This window comes from Borrelia venezuelensis (genome assembly GCF_023035835.1).
Lineage (GTDB): Bacteria > Spirochaetota > Spirochaetia > Borreliales > Borreliaceae > Borrelia > Borrelia turicatae.
The window spans coordinates 1-24802 of the sequence record NZ_CP073226.1 but is presented as its reverse complement, the minus strand read 5'-3'; the positions used below and the strand labels follow the sequence as shown (position 1 = coordinate 24802).

At 28.6% G+C, this 24802-nt stretch carries 16 protein-coding genes and 3 pseudogenes; 14 read left to right on the top strand and 5 right to left on the bottom strand.

Going from position 1 to position 24802, the window contains the following annotated elements; all coding sequences use genetic code 11:
• Positions 1 to 212: 212 nt before the first annotated feature.
• Positions 213 to 6824: a BTA121 domain-containing protein surface lipoprotein gene (locus tag bvRMA01_RS05540; protein ID WP_247032718.1), complete on the top strand. Its 6612-nt coding sequence runs from the start codon at positions 213 to 215 to the stop codon at positions 6822 to 6824.
• A 346-nt stretch (positions 6825 to 7170) separates the two neighbouring features.
• Here bvRMA01_RS05540 and bvRMA01_RS05535 read toward each other — a convergent pair whose 3' ends face one another.
• The 5 genes from bvRMA01_RS05535 to bvRMA01_RS05515 form a co-directional block, all read right to left on the bottom strand.
• Entirely contained in the window at positions 7171 to 7308 is a 138-nt protein-coding gene (locus tag bvRMA01_RS05535; protein WP_247032716.1) for a variable large family protein, read from the bottom strand.
• A gap of 1675 nt (positions 7309 to 8983) precedes the next feature.
• Complete coding sequence (locus bvRMA01_RS05530) at positions 8984 to 9526, bottom strand: chromosome replication/partitioning protein (protein ID WP_247032715.1); 543 nt, start codon at positions 9524 to 9526, stop codon at positions 8984 to 8986.
• Between the two features lie 31 nt (positions 9527 to 9557).
• On the bottom strand, positions 9558 to 10319 hold the full coding sequence (locus bvRMA01_RS05525) for a ParA family protein (protein ID WP_247032714.1): 762 nt from the start codon (positions 10317 to 10319) through the stop codon (positions 9558 to 9560).
• Positions 10295 to 10855, bottom strand: a complete 561-nt coding sequence (locus bvRMA01_RS05520) for a DUF226 domain-containing protein (RefSeq protein WP_247032713.1) — start codon at positions 10853 to 10855, stop codon at positions 10295 to 10297. Before bvRMA01_RS05520 ends, bvRMA01_RS05525 begins: the two co-directional genes overlap by 25 nt.
• Before the next feature lie 9 nt (positions 10856 to 10864).
• Positions 10865 to 11971 carry a plasmid maintenance protein gene (locus tag bvRMA01_RS05515; RefSeq protein WP_247032712.1) on the bottom strand — a complete coding sequence of 369 codons (1107 nt, stop codon included), beginning with the start codon at positions 11969 to 11971 and terminating at the stop codon, positions 10865 to 10867.
• A 199-nt stretch (positions 11972 to 12170) separates the two neighbouring features.
• Here bvRMA01_RS05515 and bvRMA01_RS05510 point away from each other — a divergent pair, with 199 nt between their 5' ends.
• The 13 genes and pseudogenes from bvRMA01_RS05510 to bvRMA01_RS05455 all read left to right on the top strand — a co-directional run bounded on the left by bvRMA01_RS05510 (position 12171) and on the right by bvRMA01_RS05455 (position 24615).
• Complete coding sequence (locus bvRMA01_RS05510; RefSeq protein ID WP_247032711.1) at positions 12171 to 12308, top strand: hypothetical protein; 138 nt, start codon at positions 12171 to 12173, stop codon at positions 12306 to 12308.
• Positions 12293 to 12493: pseudogene (locus tag bvRMA01_RS05505) on the top strand (variable large family protein); the annotation flags it as partial. The gene bvRMA01_RS05510 and the pseudogene bvRMA01_RS05505, both read left to right, overlap by 16 nt.
• 351 nt (positions 12494 to 12844) lie before the next feature.
• Positions 12845 to 13465: a Bdr family repetitive protein gene (gene bdr / locus bvRMA01_RS05500; protein ID WP_247032710.1), complete on the top strand. Its 621-nt coding sequence runs from the start codon at positions 12845 to 12847 to the stop codon at positions 13463 to 13465.
• 210 nt (positions 13466 to 13675) lie between these two features.
• Complete coding sequence (locus bvRMA01_RS05495; RefSeq protein ID WP_349643003.1) at positions 13676 to 14317, top strand: Vsp/OspC family lipoprotein; 642 nt, start codon at positions 13676 to 13678, stop codon at positions 14315 to 14317.
• 192 nt (positions 14318 to 14509) lie between these two features.
• The gene (locus bvRMA01_RS05490; RefSeq protein ID WP_247032720.1) at positions 14510 to 15562 is read left to right on the top strand and encodes a variable large family protein; all 1053 of its coding nucleotides are present in this window, start codon (positions 14510 to 14512) and stop codon (positions 15560 to 15562) included.
• A gap of 300 nt (positions 15563 to 15862) precedes the next feature.
• Positions 15863 to 16603, top strand: coding sequence for a Bdr family repetitive protein (bdr, locus tag bvRMA01_RS05485; protein ID WP_247032708.1), 741 nt, complete (start codon positions 15863 to 15865; stop codon positions 16601 to 16603).
• 218 nt (positions 16604 to 16821) lie between these two features.
• On the top strand, positions 16822 to 17907 hold the full coding sequence (locus bvRMA01_RS05480; protein WP_247032706.1) for a variable large family protein: 1086 nt from the start codon (positions 16822 to 16824) through the stop codon (positions 17905 to 17907).
• A 108-nt stretch (positions 17908 to 18015) separates the two neighbouring features.
• Positions 18016 to 18323, top strand: a pseudogene (locus bvRMA01_RS06285) (variable large family protein); the annotation flags it as partial.
• Positions 18324 to 18364: 41 nt separating this feature from the next.
• Positions 18365 to 18763 (top strand): annotated as a pseudogene (locus bvRMA01_RS05475) (variable large family protein); the annotation flags it as partial.
• 192 nt (positions 18764 to 18955) lie between these two features.
• A complete protein-coding gene (locus bvRMA01_RS05470) occupies positions 18956 to 19987 on the top strand; it encodes a variable large family protein (RefSeq protein WP_433996724.1) in 1032 nt (343 codons plus the stop codon).
• A gap of 112 nt (positions 19988 to 20099) precedes the next feature.
• Positions 20100 to 21167: a variable large family protein gene (locus tag bvRMA01_RS05465; protein ID WP_247032702.1), complete on the top strand. Its 1068-nt coding sequence runs from the start codon at positions 20100 to 20102 to the stop codon at positions 21165 to 21167.
• A gap of 788 nt (positions 21168 to 21955) precedes the next feature.
• Positions 21956 to 22873 (top strand): P12 family lipoprotein, encoded by a 918-nt coding sequence (locus bvRMA01_RS05460; protein WP_247032700.1) that lies wholly within the window; start codon positions 21956 to 21958, stop codon positions 22871 to 22873.
• An 857-nt stretch (positions 22874 to 23730) separates the two neighbouring features.
• Positions 23731 to 24615 carry a hypothetical protein gene (locus bvRMA01_RS05455; RefSeq protein WP_247032698.1) on the top strand — a complete coding sequence of 295 codons (885 nt, stop codon included), beginning with the start codon at positions 23731 to 23733 and terminating at the stop codon, positions 24613 to 24615.
• Positions 24616 to 24802: the final 187 nt, after the last annotated feature.

Below are 24802 nucleotides of genomic sequence, written 5' to 3'. Positions count from 1 at the left end.
AATTAATTATTAATAGTACAAATCTCTTATTACTTATCTCCAATAACAACAATTTATCTCAATTGATCGTCTTAATGCTTACACTTATATTATATATCAATAAAATGATCATAAATATTCCTCCAACCTATTTACTTATTTATTTATATGGTTTAATATTATCTTATATAATTAAATTGTTAATTTAAAAATAAAATTTAAGGAGTATATTTATGCAACAAACCAAAATTTTAAAAGGACTATTAAACGACGAAGAAAAAACGGCTCTGGCTTTTCTTCAATACTCTATCACAAAACCTAACCCTGATAACTATCAATTTCTGACTCTTGCACATGGAATACCTAGTAAGGTAATACTAAACTTAAATATCGATAAACTCAAATTAATACTATCAAATATCATACCAACATTAAAAGCAAAAAAAGAAGCGGAAGACTTTCTTGCAAATTACACTGGATTATTAAAAGACAAACTTATACAAATATTAAAAATTGCAACAACACAATATATCTATTTTGTAAAAACAACTTGTAGCAATCCAAATTTTGATGAAATATACCATAAGTTGACAACAATAAACAATGCTGATACATTTGAAAATATTATAAACACCATAAAACATTATAATAACGTCACAGAACAATTAAATGTCGACGAAAAAGAGGCTTTGTCTTTCCTAGAAAACTCTATCACAAAACTTAATCCAAACAACCCAAATAATCAGAGCATTATAACTAATATAAATGAAAATCTTAATAAACTAATATTAAACCTAAGTACTGATCAACTCAAATCAATACTATCAAATATCATACTAACATTAAATACAAAAAAAGAAGCAAAAGACTCTCTTGACAATTACAATAACCCATTAAAGGACATACTTACAAAAATACTAAAAGACACATCAATACAATTTACAGATCTTCTTATAAGCATATGTAACACTCCAAATTTTGATGAAATGCACCATAATTTGTCAAAAATAAATAATGCGGATACATTTGAAAATATTATAAATACCATAAAACATTATAATAACGTCACAGAACAATTAAGCAATGACAAAAAAGAGGCTTTGTCTTTCCTTCAATACTCTATTATAAAACCTAATCCAGATGACTCAAGTAACCATAGTATCATAACTAATGCACAAAAAAACTTACATAAGTTAATACTAAACACCGATATTGATAAACTCAAATCAATGCTGTCAAACATCATCCGAACATTAAATACAAAAAAAGAAGCAGAAAACTCTCTTGCAAATTATAATGGAACATTAAAAGACACATTTATACAAAGATTAGAAAATGCATCTACACAATTTACAGATCTTATTATAAACATATGTAACACCTCAAATTTTGATGAAATACATCAAAATTTGTCAACAATAAACAACGCAGACATATTTGAAAATATTATAAACACCATAAAACATTATAATAATGTTATAAAACAGCATTTAAACAACTACGAAAAAGAGGCTTTGGTTATCCTTGGAAACTCTATCGCAACAAAGATAAAAAGAATCAATAAACTTATAATTAAAGAACAAATAAGTCTTAGTAAGTTCATAATAAACTTAAGTATTGATAAACTCAAATCAATACTATCAAATATAATGCTGATACTAAAGACAAAAAAAGAAGCAGAAGACTCTCTTGAAAATTACAATGGGCCATTAAAAAACACATTTATAAAAAAATTAGAAAATGCATCAATACAATTTACAGATCTTTTAAAGAGAACATATAATGGTTCCAATTTTGACACAATGTACCATCATTTATCGATAACAAATGCATATCTATTTAAAGATATTACAAGTAATATAAAAGACTACAATAACGTCATAAAACAATTAAATAACGAGGAACAAGAAACTTTAACTTCCCTTGCAAATTTAATCACAAAACCTAATCCAAATGACCCAAATGATCATAATATTATAACTAATACACAAGCAAGCCTTAATAAGTTAATACTAAACTTAAGTATTGATAAACTCAAATCAATACTATCAAATATCATACCAACATTAAAAGCAAAAAAAGAAGCAGAAGACTCTCTTACAAATTACAATAACCCACTAAAAAATACACTTACAAAAAAATTAGAAGATGTCACAACTCAAGTTATAAACACTTTAAGAAGTATTTATAATACTCCCAATTTTGATGAGATATACCATAATTTATCAACAACAAACAATACAGCACAACTATTTGAAAGTGTTGCAAGCGATATAAAAAACTACAATAACATCATAAAACAATTAAATGACGACGAAAAAGGGGCTTTAACTTTCCTAGAAAACTCTATCACAAAACCTAATCCAAATGACCCAAATGATCATAATATTATAACTAATACACAAGCAAGCCTTAATAAGTTAATAACAAACTTAAGTATTGATAAACTCAAATTAATACTATCAAATATCATACCAACATTAAAAGCAAAAATATATGCTGAAAACTCTATTATAAATCAAGATGACCCATTAAAAAATACACTTATAAAAGTTTTAGAAGATGCAATAACACAATATACAAATACTTTAAAAAATATTTGTAATACTCTCTATTTTGATGAAATATACCGTAATTTATTGACAACAAACAATACAGCACAACTATTTGAAGCTATTGCAAGTGATATAAAAGATTACAATAACGTCATAAAACAATTAAACGACGACGAAAAAGAGGCTTTAACTTTCCTTAAATACTCTATTATAAAACCTAATCCAGATGACTCAGATGACCATAATATCACAATTGATGAACAAGAAAAGTTCGATAATCTAATACTGAATTTAAATGTTGCAAACATTAAAGTAATACTATTGAATATCATACCAACATTAAAAGCAAAAAAAGAAGCGGAAGATTCTCTTGAAAATTACAATAGACCATTATTAAAAAATACTTTTATACAAATATTAAAAACTGTAACAACACAATACATACAGTATTTAAAAAATATGTGTTACTACATCTGTCTTAATAAAATGAACTGTAATTTATCAACAATAAACAAAACATACCTATTTGAAGATATTGCAAAAGCTATACAACATTACAACAATAATATAGAACAATTAAGTGACGACGAAAAAGAGGCTTTAATTTTCCTTCAATACTCTATCACAAAACCTAATTCAGACGATTTAGATGACTATAATAGCACAATTGGTGAACAAGAAAAGTTCAATAATATAATACTAAATTTAAATATTGATAGACTCAAACCAATACTATCAAATATCATACTAACATTAAAAGCAAAAAAAGAAGCAGAGGACTCTCTTGAAAATTACAATGGACCATTAAAAGACACATTTACACAAAGAGTAAACACTGCAACAACACAATACATCTATAATTTAAAAAATATGTGTTCCTACACCGGTCTTAATGAAATACACTGTAATTTACTAACAATAAACAATGCAAACGTATTTAAAAATATTGTAAGCACTACAAAAGATTATAATAACATTATAGAACAATTAAACGACGACGAAAAAGAGGCTTTGTCTTTCCTTAAATACTCTATCACAACACCTAACCCAGTTGACCCAGATGAATATAATATCACAATTAATGCACAAGAAAATTTACATAAGTTAACACTAAACTCCGATATTGATAAATTCAAATCAATACTGTCAAATATCATACTAACATTAAATACAAAAAAAGAAGCAGAAAACACTCTTGAAAATTACAATGGACCATTAAAAGACACACTTACACAAATGCTAAAAGACGCAATAGCATTATATGAAAATCTTTTAAAAATCATTTTCAATACTCCCGATTTTGATGAAATGTACAATAATTTATCAATAACAAACAATGCAAACACATTTGAGAATATTATAAATGATATAAAAATTTATAATAGTACTACAGAACAATTAAACGATGACGAAAAAGAGGCTTTGTCTTTCCTTAAATACTCTATCACAACACCTAACCCAGTTGACCCAGATTACGACAATTTCATAATTTATGCACAAGTAAACTTACATAAGTTAATACTAAAATCCGATATTGATAAACTAAAAAAAGCTATATCAGACATTATAACAACATTAGATTCAAAAAAAGATGTCGAGGATTATCTTAGGGTTTATACTGGACCATCAAAAGACACACTTACACAAATGCTAAAAGACGCAACAACATCATATGCAAATCATTTAAAAAGCCTTTGTAAAACTTCCTCTTTTGATAAAATGTACAATAATTTATCAACAACAAACAATGCAAACATATTTGAAAATATTGTAAATGATATAAAAAATTATAATAACATTATAGAACAATTAAATGATAACGAAAAAGGGGCTTTAACTTTCCTAGAAAACTCTATCACAAAACCTAATCCAGATGACCTAAGTGACCATAGTATCATAATGCATGCACAATCAAACTTACATAGGTTAATAATAAACTTCGATATCGATAAACTCAAACAAGCTATAGCGGGCATTGTAATAACATTAAATACAAAAAAAGAAGCAGAAGATTCTCTTGAAAATTACAATGAACCATTAAAAGATACACTTACACAAATGTTAAAAGACACAACAACATCATATGCAAATCATTTAAAAAACATTTGTAAGGCTTCCTCTCTTGATGAGATATACGGTAATTTGTCAACAGCAACAAACAATGCAAACATATTTGAAAATATTGTAAATGATATAAAAAATTATAATAACACTATAGAACAATTAAACGACGACGAAAAAGAAGCTTCAACTTTCCTAGAAAACTCTATCACAAAACCTAATCCAGATGACTCAAGTGAACATAATATCATAACTAATGCACAAGTAAACTTACATAAATTAATACTAAATTCTGATATTGATAAACTCAAATCAATACTGTCAAATATCATACCAACATTAAATACAAAAAAAGAAGCAGAGGATTCTCTTGAAAATTACAATGGACCACTAAAAGATACACTTACAAAAATGTTAAAAGACGCAACAACATCATATGCAAATCATTTAACAAGCATTTGCAATACTCCCGACTTTAATGAAATGTACAATAATTTATCAACAACAAACAATACATCACACCTATTTGAGAATATTATAAGCATTATAAAAAATTATAATAACACTATAGAACAATTAAACGTCGACGAAAAAGAGGCTTTGACTTTCCTTAAATACTCTATCACAAAACCTAATCCAGATGACCCAAATAACCATAATATCATAATTAATGCACAAAAAAAATTTGATAAATTAATACTAAACACCGATATTAATAAACTCAAATCAATACTGTCAAATATCATACCAACATTAAATACAAAAAAAGAAGCAGAGGATTCTCTTGAAAATTACAATGGACTACTAAAAGATACACTTACAAAAATGTTAAAAGACGCAACAACATCATATGCAAATCATTTAAAAAACACTTTTAATACCGTAGATATCGAATGGCTTGATCTTTATCTTTTTATTATATCCCCAAAAGATCATGCTTCTACATTTGAACATATTGTAAGCAATATAGAACTTCTTAATAGCGTTACAAAACAATTAAACGTCGACGAAAAAGAGGCTTTGTCTTTCCTAGAAAACTCTATCATAAAACCTAATCCAGATGACTCAAGTGAACATAGTATCATAACTAATGCACAAGAAAACTTACATAAGTTAATACTAAACACCGATATTGATAAACTCAAATCAATGCTGTCAAACATCATCCGAACATTAAATACAAAAAAAGAAGCAGAAAACTCTCTTGCAAATTATAATGGAACATTAAAAGACAAATTAACTCAAAGAGCAAACAGTGCAACAACACAATACATACAGTATTTAAAAAACTCTTGCAATACTAGCTCTCTTGATAAGATACACAGTAATTTGTCAACAATAAATAACACATCCCTATTTCAAGATATTATAAAAATTATAAAACATTATAACAACGTCATAGAACAATTAAACGTCGACGAAAAAGGGGCTTTGTCTTTCCTAGAAAACTCTATTAAAATACCTAATCCAAATGACCCAAATGACCATAGGACCATAATTAATATGCAAGTAAAATTACATAAGTTAACACTAAAAACCGATATTAATAAACTCAAATCAATGCTGTTAAACATCATCCGAACATTAAATACAAAAAAAGAAGCAGAAAACTCTCTTGCAAATTATAATGGAACATTAAAAGACAAATTAACTCAAAGAGCAAACAGTGCAACAACACAATACATACAGTATTTAAAAGACTCTTGTAATACTATCTCTCTTGATAAAATACACAGTAATTTGTCAACAACAAACAATACATTATTCATATTTCAAGATATTATAAGAATTATCAAACATTATAACAACGTCATAGAACAATTAAATGATAACGAAAAAGGAGCTTTGTCTTTCCTAAAAAACTCTATCAAAAACCCTAATCCAAATGACCCAAATGACCATAGTATCATAATTAATGCACAAGAAAACTTACATAAGTTAATACTAAACACCGATATTGATAAACTCAAACAAGCTATAGCGGGCATTGTAAAAACATTAGATGCAAAAAAAGAAGCAGAGGAGTCTCTTGAAAATTACAATGGACTATTAAAAGACATATTTACAAAAATATTAAAAGATGCAACAACACAATACATACAGTATTTAAAAAACTCTTGCAATACTAACTCTCTTGATAAGATACACAGTAATTTGTCAACAATAAATAACACATCCCTATTTCAAGATATTACAAGCAATATAAAACTTCTTAAGAGCGTTACATAACAATTAAACGTCGACGAAAAAAAGGTTTTGTCTTTTCTTAACAAACTACAAATATATAAATTTATGGAAAAAATAAATCCATAAAACAAATAAAATGATGAACTTTTTTCAAATATCTATTAACTACCTTTAATTATGAGGCTGTGTTAATAGATACTAATTGATATACTGTTTCGGTTAATGATATTAACGCTTTACTATGTTTATCCAAAAATTTATTATTCCTAACTCACTTGATAGATAAATTTAGTAACAAAGCTTTCTCTTTTATTAATCTCTAACCAATACCTTTTAATGTTATCCAATCTTAAATCTACTGTGATTCTTATTGCTATTGTTAGCATACTCAATATCTGCAAAACTTTTCTTCCCTTGCCACAGCTCTTAATGCTATACTTCCTGCTAGAGTTGCATCCTTAGGTGTAGCAGAATTACCAATTGTTTCTTTAGTTATTTTAGCAGAATCACTACTCTCTTTAACCATAGCTTATAATATGTCAGTATTGATTACCGCTCCCACAGATTTTACTGCATTAACAGTGCCAGCATTAGCAGTAGCAAATAGTTTTCCTGATTAGACCATCTGTAGCTTTTTTATTATCGCCAGCATCATGTTTACCCTCACTTAATATTGCTAATACCCCCTCACTAATAGATTAAACCAAAACTTCTTCAACAGAAACACTATGGCATAAACTAAACAATTGGTTCATAAAGTAAAAAAATTAAATTTTGAAGAATAGTACGTATAACTGCAAGGAAGTAAACTACTAAAAGAAAATACCTAATTAATAAAATTTCGTATTCATTTCTAACTTAAATGAGAAACTACTGCAAAACAATTTCATTCTTCAAACAACCTTCAACTACATTTTCTATGTAGTTCTTAAACAAGAGCAAATACATGATACAAATATATTGCTAAAGGATATACAGAAAATATTCAAAACTAAAAATTAAGAATTGAAAGAAAATCACCTCAAATAATGGCTTTTTTTTCAATTGCATAAAGGCCCATATTTACTGATAAATAAACTTAAAATTTCCATCACTTAGCTATATAACTAAATAATTTCAGTGAACCTTTTACCATAGTTAGGCTTTCTATATACTAAAAATTTGAAAAAAACTCCTACTATTTCTGAAATAATTACAGTCTTTATCAAAGAATTATTTACAAGTACAATCCAATACTCAGATGTTATAAGTTTTAGTTCCCCCTTCAAAATAATCACGTATACTAAAATTATGATTTTTCTCTAATTAAAGTAAAAAATTACCTATAATTTCTAGACTATCAAAAGATGTTTTTTTTAATTTCATATGCATCCTCTTAGATACTTGAAGCAAATTCCTATAACAAGAATATTTACTGGTGAACTTTTAGATGTTTTATCACCAAAAGGAACAAATTCATAATTAACAAACTGTATTTCAATACTTGCTTTAATATTTGCATTCTTTATTTGTCTTAAACCTCATTCCGCTTGGCTATTTCACTTTTTGCTATACTACTTATAGTCTTACAGTTTACATACACATATTATTTATCGTATTTCACAAAAATTAATTTTTAATAAGTCAATATATAAGAATACAAAGACTTAGAGCTTAATTAACTATTCTATTAAGAATGGCTAATTAAGCTCTAAAGCTTTATTCGAATGAACCTAAATTAAGGTAGCCCTAAAATGAATAGCACTACTAATAACAATTAAAATACAATAAATTTTAAATAAAATCAACCACCTTTATTTTTTAATATCATTATCCCTCCCCAAAATAGTTTGTCATTATATATATAAGAATAGAAATAATGATGGAAATTCCTATCAATTAAACAAGATTTAACATTGTGTTACTTATTTTAATTTTCTTTAACAACATTAGATTATCTTTCTTTTTATTTCTTCTCTTGAGACAGAATTATTGTTTTTTTAGGTAAATTGCACATGTATTTTTACAAATTATTATCCATATTAATTATTTGTTGTTTTAATGAATTCATATTTTTTATTAAGATTTCAAAAGTATAAATTACCATTATGAAGTAAAATGGAATCCTCTAATTTTTTAGTAAGCCGTTTATCTTAAGAACCCTATCCTTAACTTTATGTTTTATATATTGTATGTGACAAATTGTTCATAATCATCTATTGCTAATCTCCTTTCAAACTTTTAAATTCTTTCATGAAATCTTCTAACAAATCTTTTTTACTTAAAAAAAGTTTATCTAATATAAATCCTGTAAATTTGGCATTTTTTTTATAAAAATCATAACTTTCTTGATTCTTAAGCTGAAACCTTAATGGCTTTATTGAATTTTGTCTTGACTTTTTTAGTGTTAAATTATCATTGGTTTTAATGAAAAATAAAGTTTGATTAAACCCATTTTTTAAAATAAAATCATCATTTATTAACCCTTCTTCCATTGCTGAGGCTATTTTTAAGTAATTATACACTTGTGTCTTTGCTAAATTAAAATTTAATATAAAATCAACGAAATTTTTATAGCCATCTAATTTATAATACCCTTTATCCTTGATCTCTTTTAAAACTTTCATTGTTTCTATTTTAGAATAAATTTCATCTTTAAAATTTATAATCAGCTTTTCTTTTAATTTATTATAATGAGTTAATATTTTTTCGTGATCTGATAAATTTCTACCTTCTAGAGCCCTCTTATTTAATTTTATTTTCATATAAAAACTCCTCTTTTACAATATACGTTCACTAGTGAACATTTATTTTTTGATATATTTCTTTTAAGAAGATATCCAATGCTTTTTGATATTCATGTATATAGTCTCTATTTAAATCAAAAGTACTATCTCCTGCTATCCTTTTATTCAAATCTTCTCTTTCAGATATAGTTCCTAAAAAATTACTCTTAGACTTTAAAATATCAAGAAGATATTTGTGTGTATTATTTTTTCTAAATCTAGTAACTAATAAAAAAACAGAAAGAGACAAATCCAATTTACTGACAAAAAATTCAAATAAATCTAAACTTTCAACTGCCCATTTTTCTGCTGTCATCGGGACTACTATATAATCACTACAAACTAAAGCATTGACTAAAGTAAAATCTAAACTGGGATTCGTATCAATTACTATATAGTCATAATCAATTTCTAATTGTTTCAATTGTTTTTTAAGTTTCATTTCTTTGAAAGGAATTGGTTCTATGTTGAACTGATGCAAGCTTAAGTAACTTGGTATTAAATCTAAATTCTCATCAATAACAAACCTTGCATTATTAATGCTCAAATTGGTCTTTAAAACTTCGTAAATATTTTTATCTATAAGACTTATATCCAATTTTGCAAGCTTACCAGAATAATAACTGGTAGTAGAAGCCTGGGTATCCATATCTATTAAAAGCACTTTATGTTTTTGGGCAAGTAGTGTTGCAAATATAATTGAGCTAACACTTTTTCCAACACCACCTTTAATTGATGCTAAAGTTACTACTTTTGTCTTTTTTGTATCCATTTATTTATAAGGCCCCCATCTTTTGAATTTTTACCATAAAATTCATATATTTGTTTCTCTAACTTAGCAAGTTTTTCAATTAAAGATTTGGAATACTTTGTGTCCGATTTATCTTTTTTGAGTAAGTAAGATATTTCTTTTAAATAGCAAAACACACTTCCCTTTTTAAATCTAAATTCTATGTAATAGGCTTTTGAAAATGTAGATGTTTTCATGACACCATTTTCCTCATACCTTGTTACAACATTCTTTATTGGTTTTCTATAACCATAAAAAATACCTAAGAATTTATCATCATTTCTTAAAGAAAATAGATGAAAAAATTCTATCCTTTCTTGATTAAATAATTCCCTAAATGAAATGAAAAATTTGTTCTTTTGATTTTTGTTAATGCCGAATACATATAAGTCCTTCATTATTTTTGTGTGATAAAAAGTTTTGTTGTTTTTATTCTCGATCTTAACAAAAATAGGTTTATCCCTTTTTTCTTTAATTTCTAACTTCTTCTTTTTAAGACGTTCTAATACACTCTCCACCATTAATCCTTAACTGTAATTTCTCTCAAATTCCCCTGATTTTAAATAATCTTTATTATCGTTTAATATATCTAAAAGCTCGTGGTAATAATGGTTACTAAATACCTTGCTATATGTTAATATATTTTGTTTATTTAAATAGTCTTTTAATATTGGTATTAATACTGATGTTTTTATTTTATGTTTCAATTGATCAAGAAGTATACTAAACACGTTGTTTTTAATGTCTTTCCCATCTTCTTTTATGTTTACTTTAATAAGTTCAGCTGAATTTTTAAGTTTGTCTAATATCTTTTTTAAGTCATTGTATTTTTCATTTTCTATTATAAAATGTGGCTTATGCCTATATTGATAGTATATATTTTGTATTTGTGTTTCTAACTGTTCACTGTTATATCCTTCATTTTCCAAGCTAATCTTTGTCTCCTTTAGTATTTTACTTAATTCTTGTTGTTTGTTTTTAAATTTGCCTATTCTTAACTTGGTATCTTTTTGTTTTTTATATATACTGTTCTTGATAAAATTTTCCGTCCTTTTGAGTACTTTAAGTATTTCAATTTTGGTATTTTTTTCTATTTTTAAATTCAAAATAGAAAAGAAAGTATTTGATTTGAAGTTGCACTTTTTAGCATACTTCCCTATTTGTAATTTTTCTATAGTTTTTTTATTCTTATCTTCTTCTTTATCATTATAAGTATTATAATAACACTCCTCTTTTTCTACACTGCTATTTTGATTGCAAGTCTTTTCAAAATATGCACTAACACGTTTTTGATGTCTCTTCTCTTTTTTTTCTCTAAAGTGTTTATTGATTATGCGGTAACATTCTTTTTTGGAGTATTTAAGCTTATAATGAATTTCAGTTCCCATGTTAACACCCAAATGTCTGTGATAGTTAATTGTGACTCCTAATACTTTTTCTAATTTATAAAGATAATTTTGTATTGTTTTAATTTTAGTGGGTTTGTATCCATTTTTTTTCATATTATTATTGAAATAATAAAGTATGTCACTTTGAATATATTTTTTAAACTTTAAGTTCATGTAATTTAATGTAGATATTAAAACGATTAATTTGTGTTGATGTTTGTTGGTAGTTTTTTTTGTATCCTTCATTTGATACTCCTTAATTTAGGTATTACTGCAATTTATAATAACACAATTATTACTGGAAAGCAAACTTATTTTTAGCAAAAATATTTTTATTAAAATTAACAAAAAATAAATAAGAGGAAAATAACGGTTGTGACGTTATATATCTTATAGTTCAAGGATATAAGACTGTCTTAGTGATATTGGCTCAGACCTACTTGAAATGTTGGGTGCTACTAATGCTGTTGGGATTGGATTTGATAGTCTAGTAAAAGGGATGAAAGGAATTGTTGATGTAGTATTTAAAGAAAAGGGTAATTCTGGTGCTGATCCTAAAGATGGAGTATTGCAAGAAGTGTAGCTTTAATAGTTGCTAAGGGTGGTAAATTTGCTTCTAAGAATGAAGAGAAATCTGTTCATGCAGTTAATGGTGTTGCTGCTAGTGCTGTAAACAAAACATTAAGTACTCTAATAATAGGAATAAGAAATACTGTTGATAATGGGTTAAAGTCAATAAGTGAAGCGCTAGCAGCAGTTAAACAATAAGATAAGTCTGCAAATTTTACTACCCCTTCAGAAGCATTAACCAGTGGGCAATAATAAATAATTATCAATATACATAACTGAATAAAGTCATTTTAGGAAAACTATTTCTTTCTTCATGAGATTCGTTTTCCTTTTTTACTATCTGTAATAATACTCAGGTCTAAATAGTATTGATAGCAATGTTTTAACAACAGATTGATGGTAAGATTGCATTTAAGATTTTTGATAAACTAAAGAAAATAGACTAAACACCTTATGTTATAGTTAGGAACCCTCTTAAATCACATTTTACTAACATAAAGTTCCAATAACAGTTAAAATATTATATAATAATTACATAAGGAGATTTTTATGGGACTTGCACAACCAGTAATTACTCAACAAATGGTTATATCTGAACTGACTAGAGCTGGTATAAATAGAGATATTGCTATTGATCTGTCTTACAGATATTATAAAAATGAGCTTACTTACAAGGATATTGAGTATTTAGAGACTAATTTTAACCTTAAGCTTGAAAAAGTTGAATCACTATTACAAGCTGAGATTAAATCTATCAGGGTCGAACTGGATAATAAAATAGATACTAAATTCAATGGACTTGATACTAAGATTGATAACATTAGAAATGAATTAAAATCTGATATTAGGAACCTTGATAATAAGATAGATACTGTTGAGAATAATCTTAACACCAAGATTGACACTGTTGAAAATAATCTTAACATCAAAATTGATACTAAATTCAATGAACTTGATAGTAAGATTGATACAGTCATAAGTGAATTAAAATCTGATATTAGGAACCTTGATAATAAGATTGATGTTAACAAAATGGAACTTGATAGTAAAATTGATAAGGTTACATTAGAACTTAAGAGTACATTGAGACTTCATGGTTGGATGTTTGGTACCCTTATTACCCTTAATATAGGCATATTTTTAGCATTAATGTCATTATTAGTAAAGTAAATTCATTTAATTGATTTTTTATCAATCATTTTTAGTCATTTTTTTTACAAAAATTATTTAAATTTTGTTAGAGACAATTAATATCTGTTAATTTTTTCATTGTATTTAGTCTATACAAGGTTATAGTATCTATTTTTTAGCTTTTTTATTTTGTTCACAGAGCTTATTAACCATCTTGTTCCCTTTGAGGTGATAAGGAGGCACGTGATAATGAAAAGAATTACTTTATGTGCGTTATTAATGACTTTATTTTTACTTAGCTCTTGTAATACTTCAGGAAAAAATCTTAAAGATGATGAAGTGGCTAAATCTGATGGCACTGTTATTGATTTAGCTAAATTAACTAAGAACATTACAGATTCTGTTGCTTTTGCTAACGATGTTAAAGAAGTTCATACCTTAGTTAAGTCTATTGATGAACTCGCTAAGGGTATTAAGAAAAAGATTGGTGCAAATGGGTTGGAAGATGATGCAGGTGCTGGTGCTCACTACACTCCTTTATTGGCAGGGGCATTTAGTGTGGCTGCAACTATAGAAACAAAAGTAGGAGAATTAAAAATATCGGATTCCCTTAAAGGTTTAAATGAAAAGGTCAAAGATGTTGAGGATAAAGTTAAAGCATTTACAGCTAAGTTGAAAAATCAACATGCTACTTTAGGATTGCAAAACGGAGCTGCTACTGATGAGAATGCAAAAAAAGCTATAGATAGAACTAGTCATCCTGATGGAGATAAAGGGGGAAAAGAACTTCTTGCTTTAAACACAGCAATTGATGCGTTGTTAACTGCTGCTGAAGCTGCAGTAACATCTGCAATTAATGCGCTTACAACTTCTGTTAAACCCTCTAACTAAAGATAAATTATTATTATAAGATTAGTTTTTAATTAATCGTTATTTTCTTATAAAATAAAGTCTATAAATAATAAGCTAAGAGTTTGCTTCTCTTAGCTTTTTTTGTTCTTTTATTCTTCCTTTACTTGCTTTACTACTTTATTATAATCTTTAAGATTTCTTTAATTATTTTTACCTTTTAGACTTATATTTATTCATTGTTTTTATCTTGTTTTAGAACTTAATAATAACTTAGATTGCTTATTTTTACTTCTTAGTTGTGGCAGTGGTACTACTAGTGCTGAGGATCCTAAAATCACTTTCTTAACTTCTATTGCTAATTTAGGTAAAGGGTTCTTAGATGTTTTTACTTCTCTTTCTGATATGGTTACTGGAGCTTTTGGTATTAAAGCTGACACTAAAAAATCTGATATTGGGAAATACTTTTCTGATATTGAAAAAACTATGACATCTGTTAAAGAGAAATTACAAACGGAAGTTGCTAAGAATGGAAATTACTCAAAAATTAAAACAGTTGTTGATGCGTTTATTACTAACACATTAGATAAAATTGCTGAAGGAGCAAGGGAGGCATCAAAGGGTGCTACTGGTGCTGATACTATTGGAAATGCTGTCAAAAATGGGGATGCTACGCCCGCAGATACTTCAAGTGTCAACGCTCTTGTTAAGGGTATTAAAGAAATTGTTGACGTGGTATTAAAAGACAATGAAGGGAGTGCAGAGGCAAATAAGACTACAGATAATGACAAAAAGGATATAGGTAAGTTGTTTAGTAAAGCATCTGATAATGGAACAGAAGCCGAAGCAGCTAAGGCAAATGCATCTATTGGGGCTGTAACTGGGGATGACATTTTGCAAGCTATTGCTAAGTCTGGTATGGCTTCAGCCGGTAAAGATATTGATCAAGCAAGTAATGCAGCAGAGATTGCTACTGCTAAAAATGATAGTGGTACTAAAGAGACTAAGAGGAAAGATGCAGTTATTGCTGCTGGTATAGCTCTAAGAGCAATGGCTAAAGGTGGTAAGTTTGCTGCTAAAAATGAAGATAAAGCTGTACCTGCAGTTAATGGTGTTGCTGCTAGTGCTGTTGGTAAAACTTTAAGTACTCTAATAATAGCAATAAGAAATACTGTTGATAATGGGTTAAAAAAGATAAATGAAGTACTAGCTACAGTTAAACAAGAAGATAAATCTGCAGATTCTACTACACCTGCAGACGCAGCAATCGGTAGCCAGCAACAATAAAATAATTATTAACAAATACATAACTAAATAAAGTCATTTGAGGAAAACTCTTCTCTATTTATGAGAACCGTTTTCCTTTTATTTATATTTTGTAATAATACTCAGGTTTAAAATAGTATTGATAGTAATCTTTTAACAACAGATTGATGGTAAGACCGCATTTGAGCTTTTTGATAAACTAAAGCAAAATAGACCAAACACTTTATGTTATAGTTAGGTACCCTCTTAAATCACATTTTACTAAAATAAGGTTCCTATAACACTTAAAATATTATATAATAGTTACATAAGGAGATTGTTATGGGACTTGCTCAACCTGTTATTACTCAACAAATGGTTATAGCTGAACTGACTAGAGCTGGTATAAATAGAGATATTGCTATTGATCTGTCTTACAGATATTATAAAAATGAGCTTACTTACAAGGATATTGAGTATTTAGAGACTAATTTTAACCTTAAGCTTGAAAAAGTTGAAGCACTTTTACAAGCTGAGATTAAATCTATCAAGACCGAACTTGATACTAAAATTGATACTAAATTCAATGAACTCGATAATAAAATTGATAACGTTAAAAATGAATTAAAATCTGATATTAGAGATCTGGATAATAAGATTGATACTGTTAAAAATAATCTTAACACCAAGATAGACAATGTTGAGAATAATCTTAACACCAAAATAGACAATGTTGAGAATAATCTTAACATCAAGATTGATACTAAATTCAATGAACTTGATAATAAGATTGATAACGTTAAAAATGAATTAAAATCCAATATTAGAGACCTTGATAATAAGATTGATACTGTTGAGAATAATCTTAACATCAAGATTGATACTAAATTCAATGAACTTGATAATAAGATTGATAACTTTAGAAGTGAACTGAAATCTGATATTAAAGACTTGGATAATAAAATTGATGTTAACAAAATGGAACTTAAGAGTACATTAAGACTTCATGGTTGGATGTTTGGAACTCTTATTACCCTAAATATAGGAATATTTTTAGCATTAATGTCATTATTAGTAAAGTAAATTTATTTACTTAGCTCCTTATTTAATTGACCTTCTGTCAATTATTTTTTTATCAAAATCATTTAATTTTTTGTTAAATACAATTATCAATTGATGATTGCCTCATTGTATTTAATCTCTGCAAGGTTACAATATCTGTGTTTTTAGTTTTTGTTTTTATGTTTATCAAAGCTTGTTAGCCATCTTTCTCTTTAGAGTTAAAAAGGAGGCACGTGATAATGAAAAGAATTACTTTATGTGCATTATTGATGACTTTATTTTTACTTCTTAGCTGTGGCAGTGGACAACAGTCGGTTGATTCACCTAATGGTGGCGGAGCAGCTACAGGAGGGAACAGTTTAAGTTCTGTTCTCATGGATGTAAGTAGAAGTGCTGAAAATGCTTTTTATTCTTTTTTAGAGTTACTCTCAGATACATTAGGATTAAGAGTAACTAAAGATACAAAGAAAGAGGATGTAGCCGGTTATTTTAACAGCTTGGGTGCGAAAATTGGAGAAGCATCAGAAGAGTTAGAAAAGGTAGCAAAAAAATCAGAAGGAGAAGGAGCTAAAGATGGATCAATAGCCTTAGCAATTAGAAGTGCAGTTGATTCTGCTAAGACTACTTTAAATACATTAAAAACTCATTTGGACTCTTTAGGTCAAGTAGGTGATGCTAAACCAGTAGGTGAAGCTGCAAGTGATGCCACAGGAGTAACATCTGTTGCAGATAAATTGCAAGGAGCATTTAAGGCATTGAAAGGAATAGTGGACACAGCTGAATCAGAAAGTGTTGCAAAGCCAAAATCAGGAGACACGGCAGTAAAAATAGGTAATGCAGATAATAAGGATGGGGCTAAGATATTAGCTACAGATAACAAAGCAGGAGCAACAGATGCAAGTAAAGCAGCGGTAATACTATCAACAGTCAGTGGTGAGGAAATATTAGCTTCAATAGTTGCGTCAAAAGAAAGTGATGCAGCGTTAACAGCTAATGCAAGTGGAGATACAAGTGCGTTGGCATTTGCAAAAGGAGGTAATGGAGCTCATCTGGCACAAGATGCAGCTAAAGCAGCTTCAGTAGCAGGTGGAATAGCATTACGTTCCTTAGTTAAAGATGGTAAACTAGCTTCAGGAGCTGCTGATGGTAGTGCTGGAGGAAAAGAAGAGGTGCAAGGAGTAGGAATAACTGCGGTAAATAAGTTATTGGTAGCAGTAGAGGATATAATTAAAAAGACAGTAAAAAATGTTCTTGAGAAAGCAAAAGGAGAAATAGATAAAACTAGAGCTCCAAAACAGCAGCTCAGCAGTAAAATAGATAGTTAGATTCATTACTTAAAAATAAGATTAGAAGGCAAACTTATCTCTAAGTCTGCCTTCTATATTGTTATAATTAACTTTATAAAGTTAAATTGGCTTCTTAATCTAGAAATTTCTTTCTTAGATTCACTTATCAAGATAGAACATGGGTTTTACTAGATTTTTGGTATTTTTGGTAATGCTATTGGTGATGCTTTGGGACTTACAGCAGTTAAATCCGGTGATAAGAGAAGTAAAGTTGGTGAACACTTTGAGACTATAGGTGATGGGCTTTTCAACTACTAAGGAGAAGTTAAATGAGCTATCAGATAAAATATCTGAAGCAAAGAATGCTAATAGCAGCTCAATTAAATTAATTGAGGATGCGATTAAAGGAGCTAATGATATCTTTGAACAACTAATTTCTGCTTTAACTACACTTGCTGGTGCTACTAGAGATACCATTATTGTTAATGGTATTCATGCTGCAGCTAGTGCTTCTATTGGTGCTATAACTGGGGCTGATATTTTACAATCGATTGCTAGCTCTAAAGAAAATCCTACTGCAGATAGTACTGATGGCATTGAAAAAGCTACAGATGCAGCTGAGATTGCTATTGCTCCGGTTGTTGCTAACAAAAAAGAGATTAAAGAGGAAGGAGCAAAAAAAGACGCAGTTATTGCTGCGGGTATTGCCTTAAGGGCAATGGCTAAGGATGGTAAGTTTGCTGCTAAGCAAAATGAAGATAAATTCGCTCATGCAGTTAATGGTGTAGCAGCAAGTGCTGTTGGTAAGACTTTAAGTACTCTTATTATTGCTATTAAAAATACTGTTGATAGTGGGTTAAAGTCAATTAGTTAAGCACTATCTGCTGTTAAATAAGAAGATAAATCTGTAGAAGCTACTACATCTACAGGAACAACAATCGGTAGGCCAGAAACAATAAAGAATTATTAATAACAAATACATAACTAAATAAAGTCATTTGAGGAAAACTATTTCTCTATTCATGAGATTCGTTTTCCTTTTATTTATGTCTAGCTTCCCCTTGAGTAAACAAATATGCACGTAATAATGAAAAGAATTACTTTATGTGCGTTATTAATGACTTTATTTTTGCTTCTTAGCTGTGGCAGTGGCAGTATTAATGCTGAGAATCCTCAGAGTAGATTCTTAAAGTCAGTTATTAGTTTAGGTAATGACTTCTTAAATGTTTTTACTTCCCTTTCTGATATGGTTGGAGGGGTTTTAGGTTTTAATACTAATACTAAAAAGTCTGATGTTGGGAACTACTTTAAGACCATTCATGATACTCTTTCATCTACTAAGACAGCCCTTGAGAAAATTGTTGCTGACATGAAGACTGAAAATAATCCTAATACAGAAGCTACTGATATGGCAGTAAAAAAACTAGTTAGTGAAACATTTGATAAGATAATACAGGGCTCTAAGACTGCCAGTGAGGCTATTGGTGATGCTAGTGACCTGCTTGGTAATGTTGCTGCTCATGCAGCCCCTGCAGGTGCTAAAGGTGAAACTGAAAACTTAATAAAAGGAATTAAATCAATTGTAGATGTAGTTCTTAAAAATGAAGGTAATCCTGAGGCTGGTGATGATAAAAAGGCTGAAGATGGTAACACCTCAAGAACCGCTAATGATGGTGCGGGTAAGTTATTTGCTAACGATAATGCCGGAGCTGCTGATGCTGCAAAAAAATCTGCTGCTGATGCTGCTAAGGCTGTTGGGGCTGTAACTGGGGCTGACATATTAAAGGCTATGATTAAGGATAATGGTGATGCTGCTGCAGCTAAATTAGCTAATGCTAAAGATGGAACTATTGCAGGTGCTATTGCACTGAGAGCAATGGCTAAGGATGGTAAATTTACTGGTCCTAGTGCTGATGATCAAGGATCTGTTGCTCCTATAGTTAAAGGAGCTGCAGTAAGTGCAGTAACTAAAGCATTAGATACTCTCACCATAGCAATAAGAAACACTATTGACGTGGGTCTTAAGACTGTTAAAGATGCTATGAAATTTAATCCTACTGATACCCCTGTAACTATTGATAAGCAAACCTCTGAAACAAAAGTTAATAATCAGAATTAATAACAAATACATAACTAAATAAAGTCATTTGAGGAAAACTCTTCTTTTCATAAGAATTGTTTTCCTTTTGTTTATATCTGGCCTCTTTGAGTTAAAAAGGAGGCACGTGATAATGAAAAGAATTACTTTATGTGCATTATTGATGACTTTATTTTTACTTCTTAGCTGTGGCAGTGGACAACAGTCGGTTGATTCACCTAATGGTGGCGGAGCAGCTACAGGAGGGAACAGTTTAAGTTCTGTTCTCATGGATGTAAGTAGAAGTGCTGAAAATGCTTTTTATGCATTTTTAGATTTACTTTCTGGTACATTAGGTTTAAGAGTAACTAAAGATACAAATAAAAGTCAGGTAGGAAATTATTTTAACAACCTAGGTGCTAAGCTTGGAGACGCATCAGCAGAATTAGAACAAGTAGCAAAGAAATCAGAAACAGAGCTTGATAAAGGTGAGCTAAACAAGATAATTAGAAGTGCAGTTGATTCTGCTAAGACTACTTTAAACACATTAAAAACTCATTTGGACTCTTTAAAAGATATCGGTGATGCTAAACCAGTAGGTGAGGCTGCAAGTAATGCTCAAGGCACAGCACCAACTGATGTTGAATTAAAGAAAGCCTTTAATTCATTGAAAGGAATTGTAGAAGAAGCAGGTAAGGTAGGTGTTCCAAAGCCAAAAGCTGGAAATGTAGCAGTAAAAGTAGGTAATGCAGATAATAAAGATGGAGTAAAAGTCTTAGCTGCAGGTGCTAATGCAGGAGCAGCTGTGGGAGATAAAGCCGCAGCAATAGTAGCAGCAGTTAGTGGTGAAGAAATATTAGCATCAATAGTTAAGTCACAAGAAAGTGATGCTGATGCAGCACTAGCAGTTGATGCAACTGCACAGACAAGTGCACTAAAGTTTGCAAGAGGAGGAAGTGATACAGGTCAGTTAGCAAAAGATGTAGCTAAAGCAGCAGCTGTAGCAGGAGGTATAGCATTACGTTCTTTAGTTAAGGATGGTAAATTAGCTGCGAATAATAATGATGATGACAAAGTAGTACAAGCAGTAGGAGTAAGTGCAGTAAATAAGTTATTGGTATCAATAGAGGATATAATTAAGAAGGCAGTAAAGAATGTTCTTGAGAAAGCAAAAGAAAAAATAGATAAAGCTAGATCCCCAAAACCAGCAGCTCAGCAGTAAAATAGATAGTTAGATTCATTACTTAAAATTAAGATTAGAAGGCAAACTTATCTCTAAGTCTGCCTTCTATATTAGTTGTAATGAAATTAAAAAGTTGAATAGTTCGGTAGTAATTCAGAGAATCTTAAAACTGTATTTTAACCTCTTATAGTTAATTTAGTTTATTTGTTCCTGTAGCAATCTTGTTTAATGTTAAGAAAAGTTAAGATAAATCTGTTTATATAGCTAATGGTGTTGTTATTAGTGCTAATTCTAATACATTTAATCTATCGCAAGAACTGTTTTTAGTGCTTGTAAAGTAATTTCAACAGTATTTCTAATAGCAATTAGAAGATATACTAAACGATTAAATAATAAAATAAATCTTGAAATGCTATTACACCTGCAATTTTAACAGTTAACATAAATAACTAGTACAAAATAAATATATAACTAAATAAAGTCATTTGTGAAAAACTGTTCTATTCATAAGAATTGTTTTCCTTTTTGGTATTTTAATATTAAATATTTGTACTAAAGATAAGACAGCAACTTTTATTTAGTACTATGCTATTTAGGTGTAATGTAAGTAAGTATTACTAGATTAGTTTAGTTTTGTTTGGTATGTAATTAATTTTATTGTATTAAAATAATTTTGCATTGCCTTTAATTATTACAGAATAAAATAATTGAGGTTTTGTGAAATTTAGTTTTGTTATTTAAAATAAAAGTTATATAATTATCAGCAATTATTGAATCTCAATATTGAAATATAATAATTAAATAATCTAAAATCCCAGGAGGGAGATATGAAAAGAAGTATTTTATCAGTATGTATGCTTCTAGCATTATTATGTTTGTTATCATGTGATATAAATGTCCTTAATGATTTATTAAATGAAGTAAGGGGAAAAGTTTTAGATGAAAGCAAAGATAATAAAGATTTAAAACATGAACAAGAAGATCAAGCAGTTGGAGAAGAACGAGTAGGTGATATTGATGTTTTTGAAGAAGAAGTAGACATACAACAAGATATGGAATTAAAACCTGTTAATGCGGGATTTGAGGTGTCTGAGCAAGTGTATCCATACTATCCTAAAGAAGAAGTAATAAAAATAGAAGAAAAAGATTTAGTTCCAAGTACTAAAGAGGAAAAGGAAGCACAAGCAGAAATTGAGAAAGTAAAAAGTGCTCTTAGAGATTCTGGATTCCAGCAATTAATTGAGGACGCACTTAAACTCAAAAGTGAATATAAGCAATTAGAATTTAGTTTTTATGATACTCTCTCAGAACTTAAAAATAAAAGAGAGAATTATTCTTTAAAAATTAGGAGAGAGAATAGAGCAAAAAAAAGTTCCCTAACTCAATTGCAAAATAAGTTAAATGATGAAAGATCTAATCTTGAAAGGTTTATTACTGAAGTTGAGGTTGGTCTTAATGAGCTAGAATCTGCAAAATTTTTGTTTGAAAAAGCACAAAAGACTTTAAGAGAAGCTATTACTAAAAGATTAGAAAATGAAGCACGTAAGGGTAAGTATTACTTTTTTAGAAGAGTGGATAATGGTTTAATATTACAATTATCTAGGGATTCACAACGTGATGCAAGAAATTCTTTAAATCAATTAGAATCTTCTTCTGGGAAGATAGGAGGAGCAATGGGAATAAAGAAAGAGATAGAGGAAATCATTAATGAGGCAAAGTCTATTCTAGGGAATCTTTCAAGATAAAGACTGAAAGGTTTAAATATTTTATAATATTAGTATTTACAAGAAGAGTTCCTTTATAAGGAACTCTCTTTAATTTTATTTAAATAAATTTCTACAAACTATATAATGATTTAAATTGAATAACTAGTAAATTATTTTAAAGCTTTGAGGTGTAATTGCTTTTGAATACTGATATTGAGAGAGATGATTTATTAAATAAGGAATATAAGGTTTTAGATAAAGGTTTTATCAAGTTTGTTAATTATATGATGAGCTTATAGATTCTTAATGAAGAATGAACATACAAGTCTATATAAACAAGTAGTGTTAAGTTTTATGTTAAGGAGTATATTTATTGACAAACTATAGTTATTCAAGAAGATAAATCCGTATAGAGAAGCTGTTAAGATATCAGAAATAACAGCTAGTGCATAAAAATAAGGAATCATGGATATAAAAAAGGTCATTTAAAGTAAAGATTTTCTTGTGATTTAAAAGGTTAAAAAGTGAATATGTTTTCATGTATATAAAATTATACTAATTGATATTAATCTAATTTTATCATTTTAGGAATTATCTAGGGAATATAGTTGTTTGCATTGAAACCATAATTTAACAATATTAAGATAAAGATAATAGTTTTAAATTAAAAAATAAGTCATGATAATAGTAAAAACGCATATTATGTCTCTTTTTTGGGATCTATGGATTTTAGAGAATAAGTGAATACTTGTATAGTAAGAGAGAATAAAAAAAATAGAGAATTTTAATTAAAATAATTTGTATTTTAGATAAGGTGATATATATTTTAAATTAATAATGATTATTATTTAATATAATAATCATTATTAATTTATTTGATATCCCAGGAGGGAGATATGAAGAGAAGTATTTTATCAGTATGTATGTTAACATTATTATGTTTGTTATCATGTGATATAAATGCTCTTAATGAATTGCTAGATAAATCAAGAGAAAAATTTGTAGAAGAAAATAAAAAGTTAAAAGATTTAAAGTCTAAAGAAGAGAGTCAAGAAATTAAAGAAGAGCAAGTAGATATTGTTGTAAGGATTGAAGAGGGTGTAAAAATAAATCAAAAAAACTTACAAAAAAAAGGTATTGAGCTAGAGCTTAAAGAGAAAAGACCTGGAGAGAGAGTAGAACAACAACAGTCTATATTCCAAGATAATAGGTTAACAGAAGAGGAAGAATCTTATCTTGTTAGTTACGATAATGAAGTTAATGAAATTAATAGCAAAATTAGTAGTAAATTAGTAATTATTGAGGCAATGCATAGTGAGGTAAGTGCATCATTGTCAGAGATTGAGAGTATGCAAGCTAATATTATTAAAGCTAATTCTGATTTTGATAGGGCAAGAGGTTTTAATGGAAATGGTATTGATCAAAATGTGAAGATAAAATTACATCAAGCAATTGAGAAAGTTAAGAGTAGTAGAAATATTGCCATGGTGTGGTATAAGGAGCAATTCAATACATTAGAAAATGCAAAAAGTTATGCTGAGCATGCAAAGAATTCTACTGAGTCTGCTTTAAGGCTTTCAGCACAGATAAGGTCAAATGGTTATTATGGTATACATTATTATTATATATCAGATGCAAAAGAGAGTTTGGGTCATGCAGATGATATGTGTGCTAAAGTAGAATCAGAGATGGGAAAACTTAGGAATGCAATGAAACAGGTAGAGGAAGATTTTGATAATTTAAAGAGAGCACATGAAGCATTAGGTTTTGATAAAAAGTAATACATACCATATTTACGGTAAAGCAATATGTAATTAATAATTTTATTGCTTTTTGAGAGTATGATGTTTAAGTCAAATAGGGTTTAAATATAAATTGAACCCTATTTTTTTATATTTGCTTTATAAATAAGAGTATAAATCAGAGACAACTATTGTATATTTTTACTTATACTATTAACAAATTATA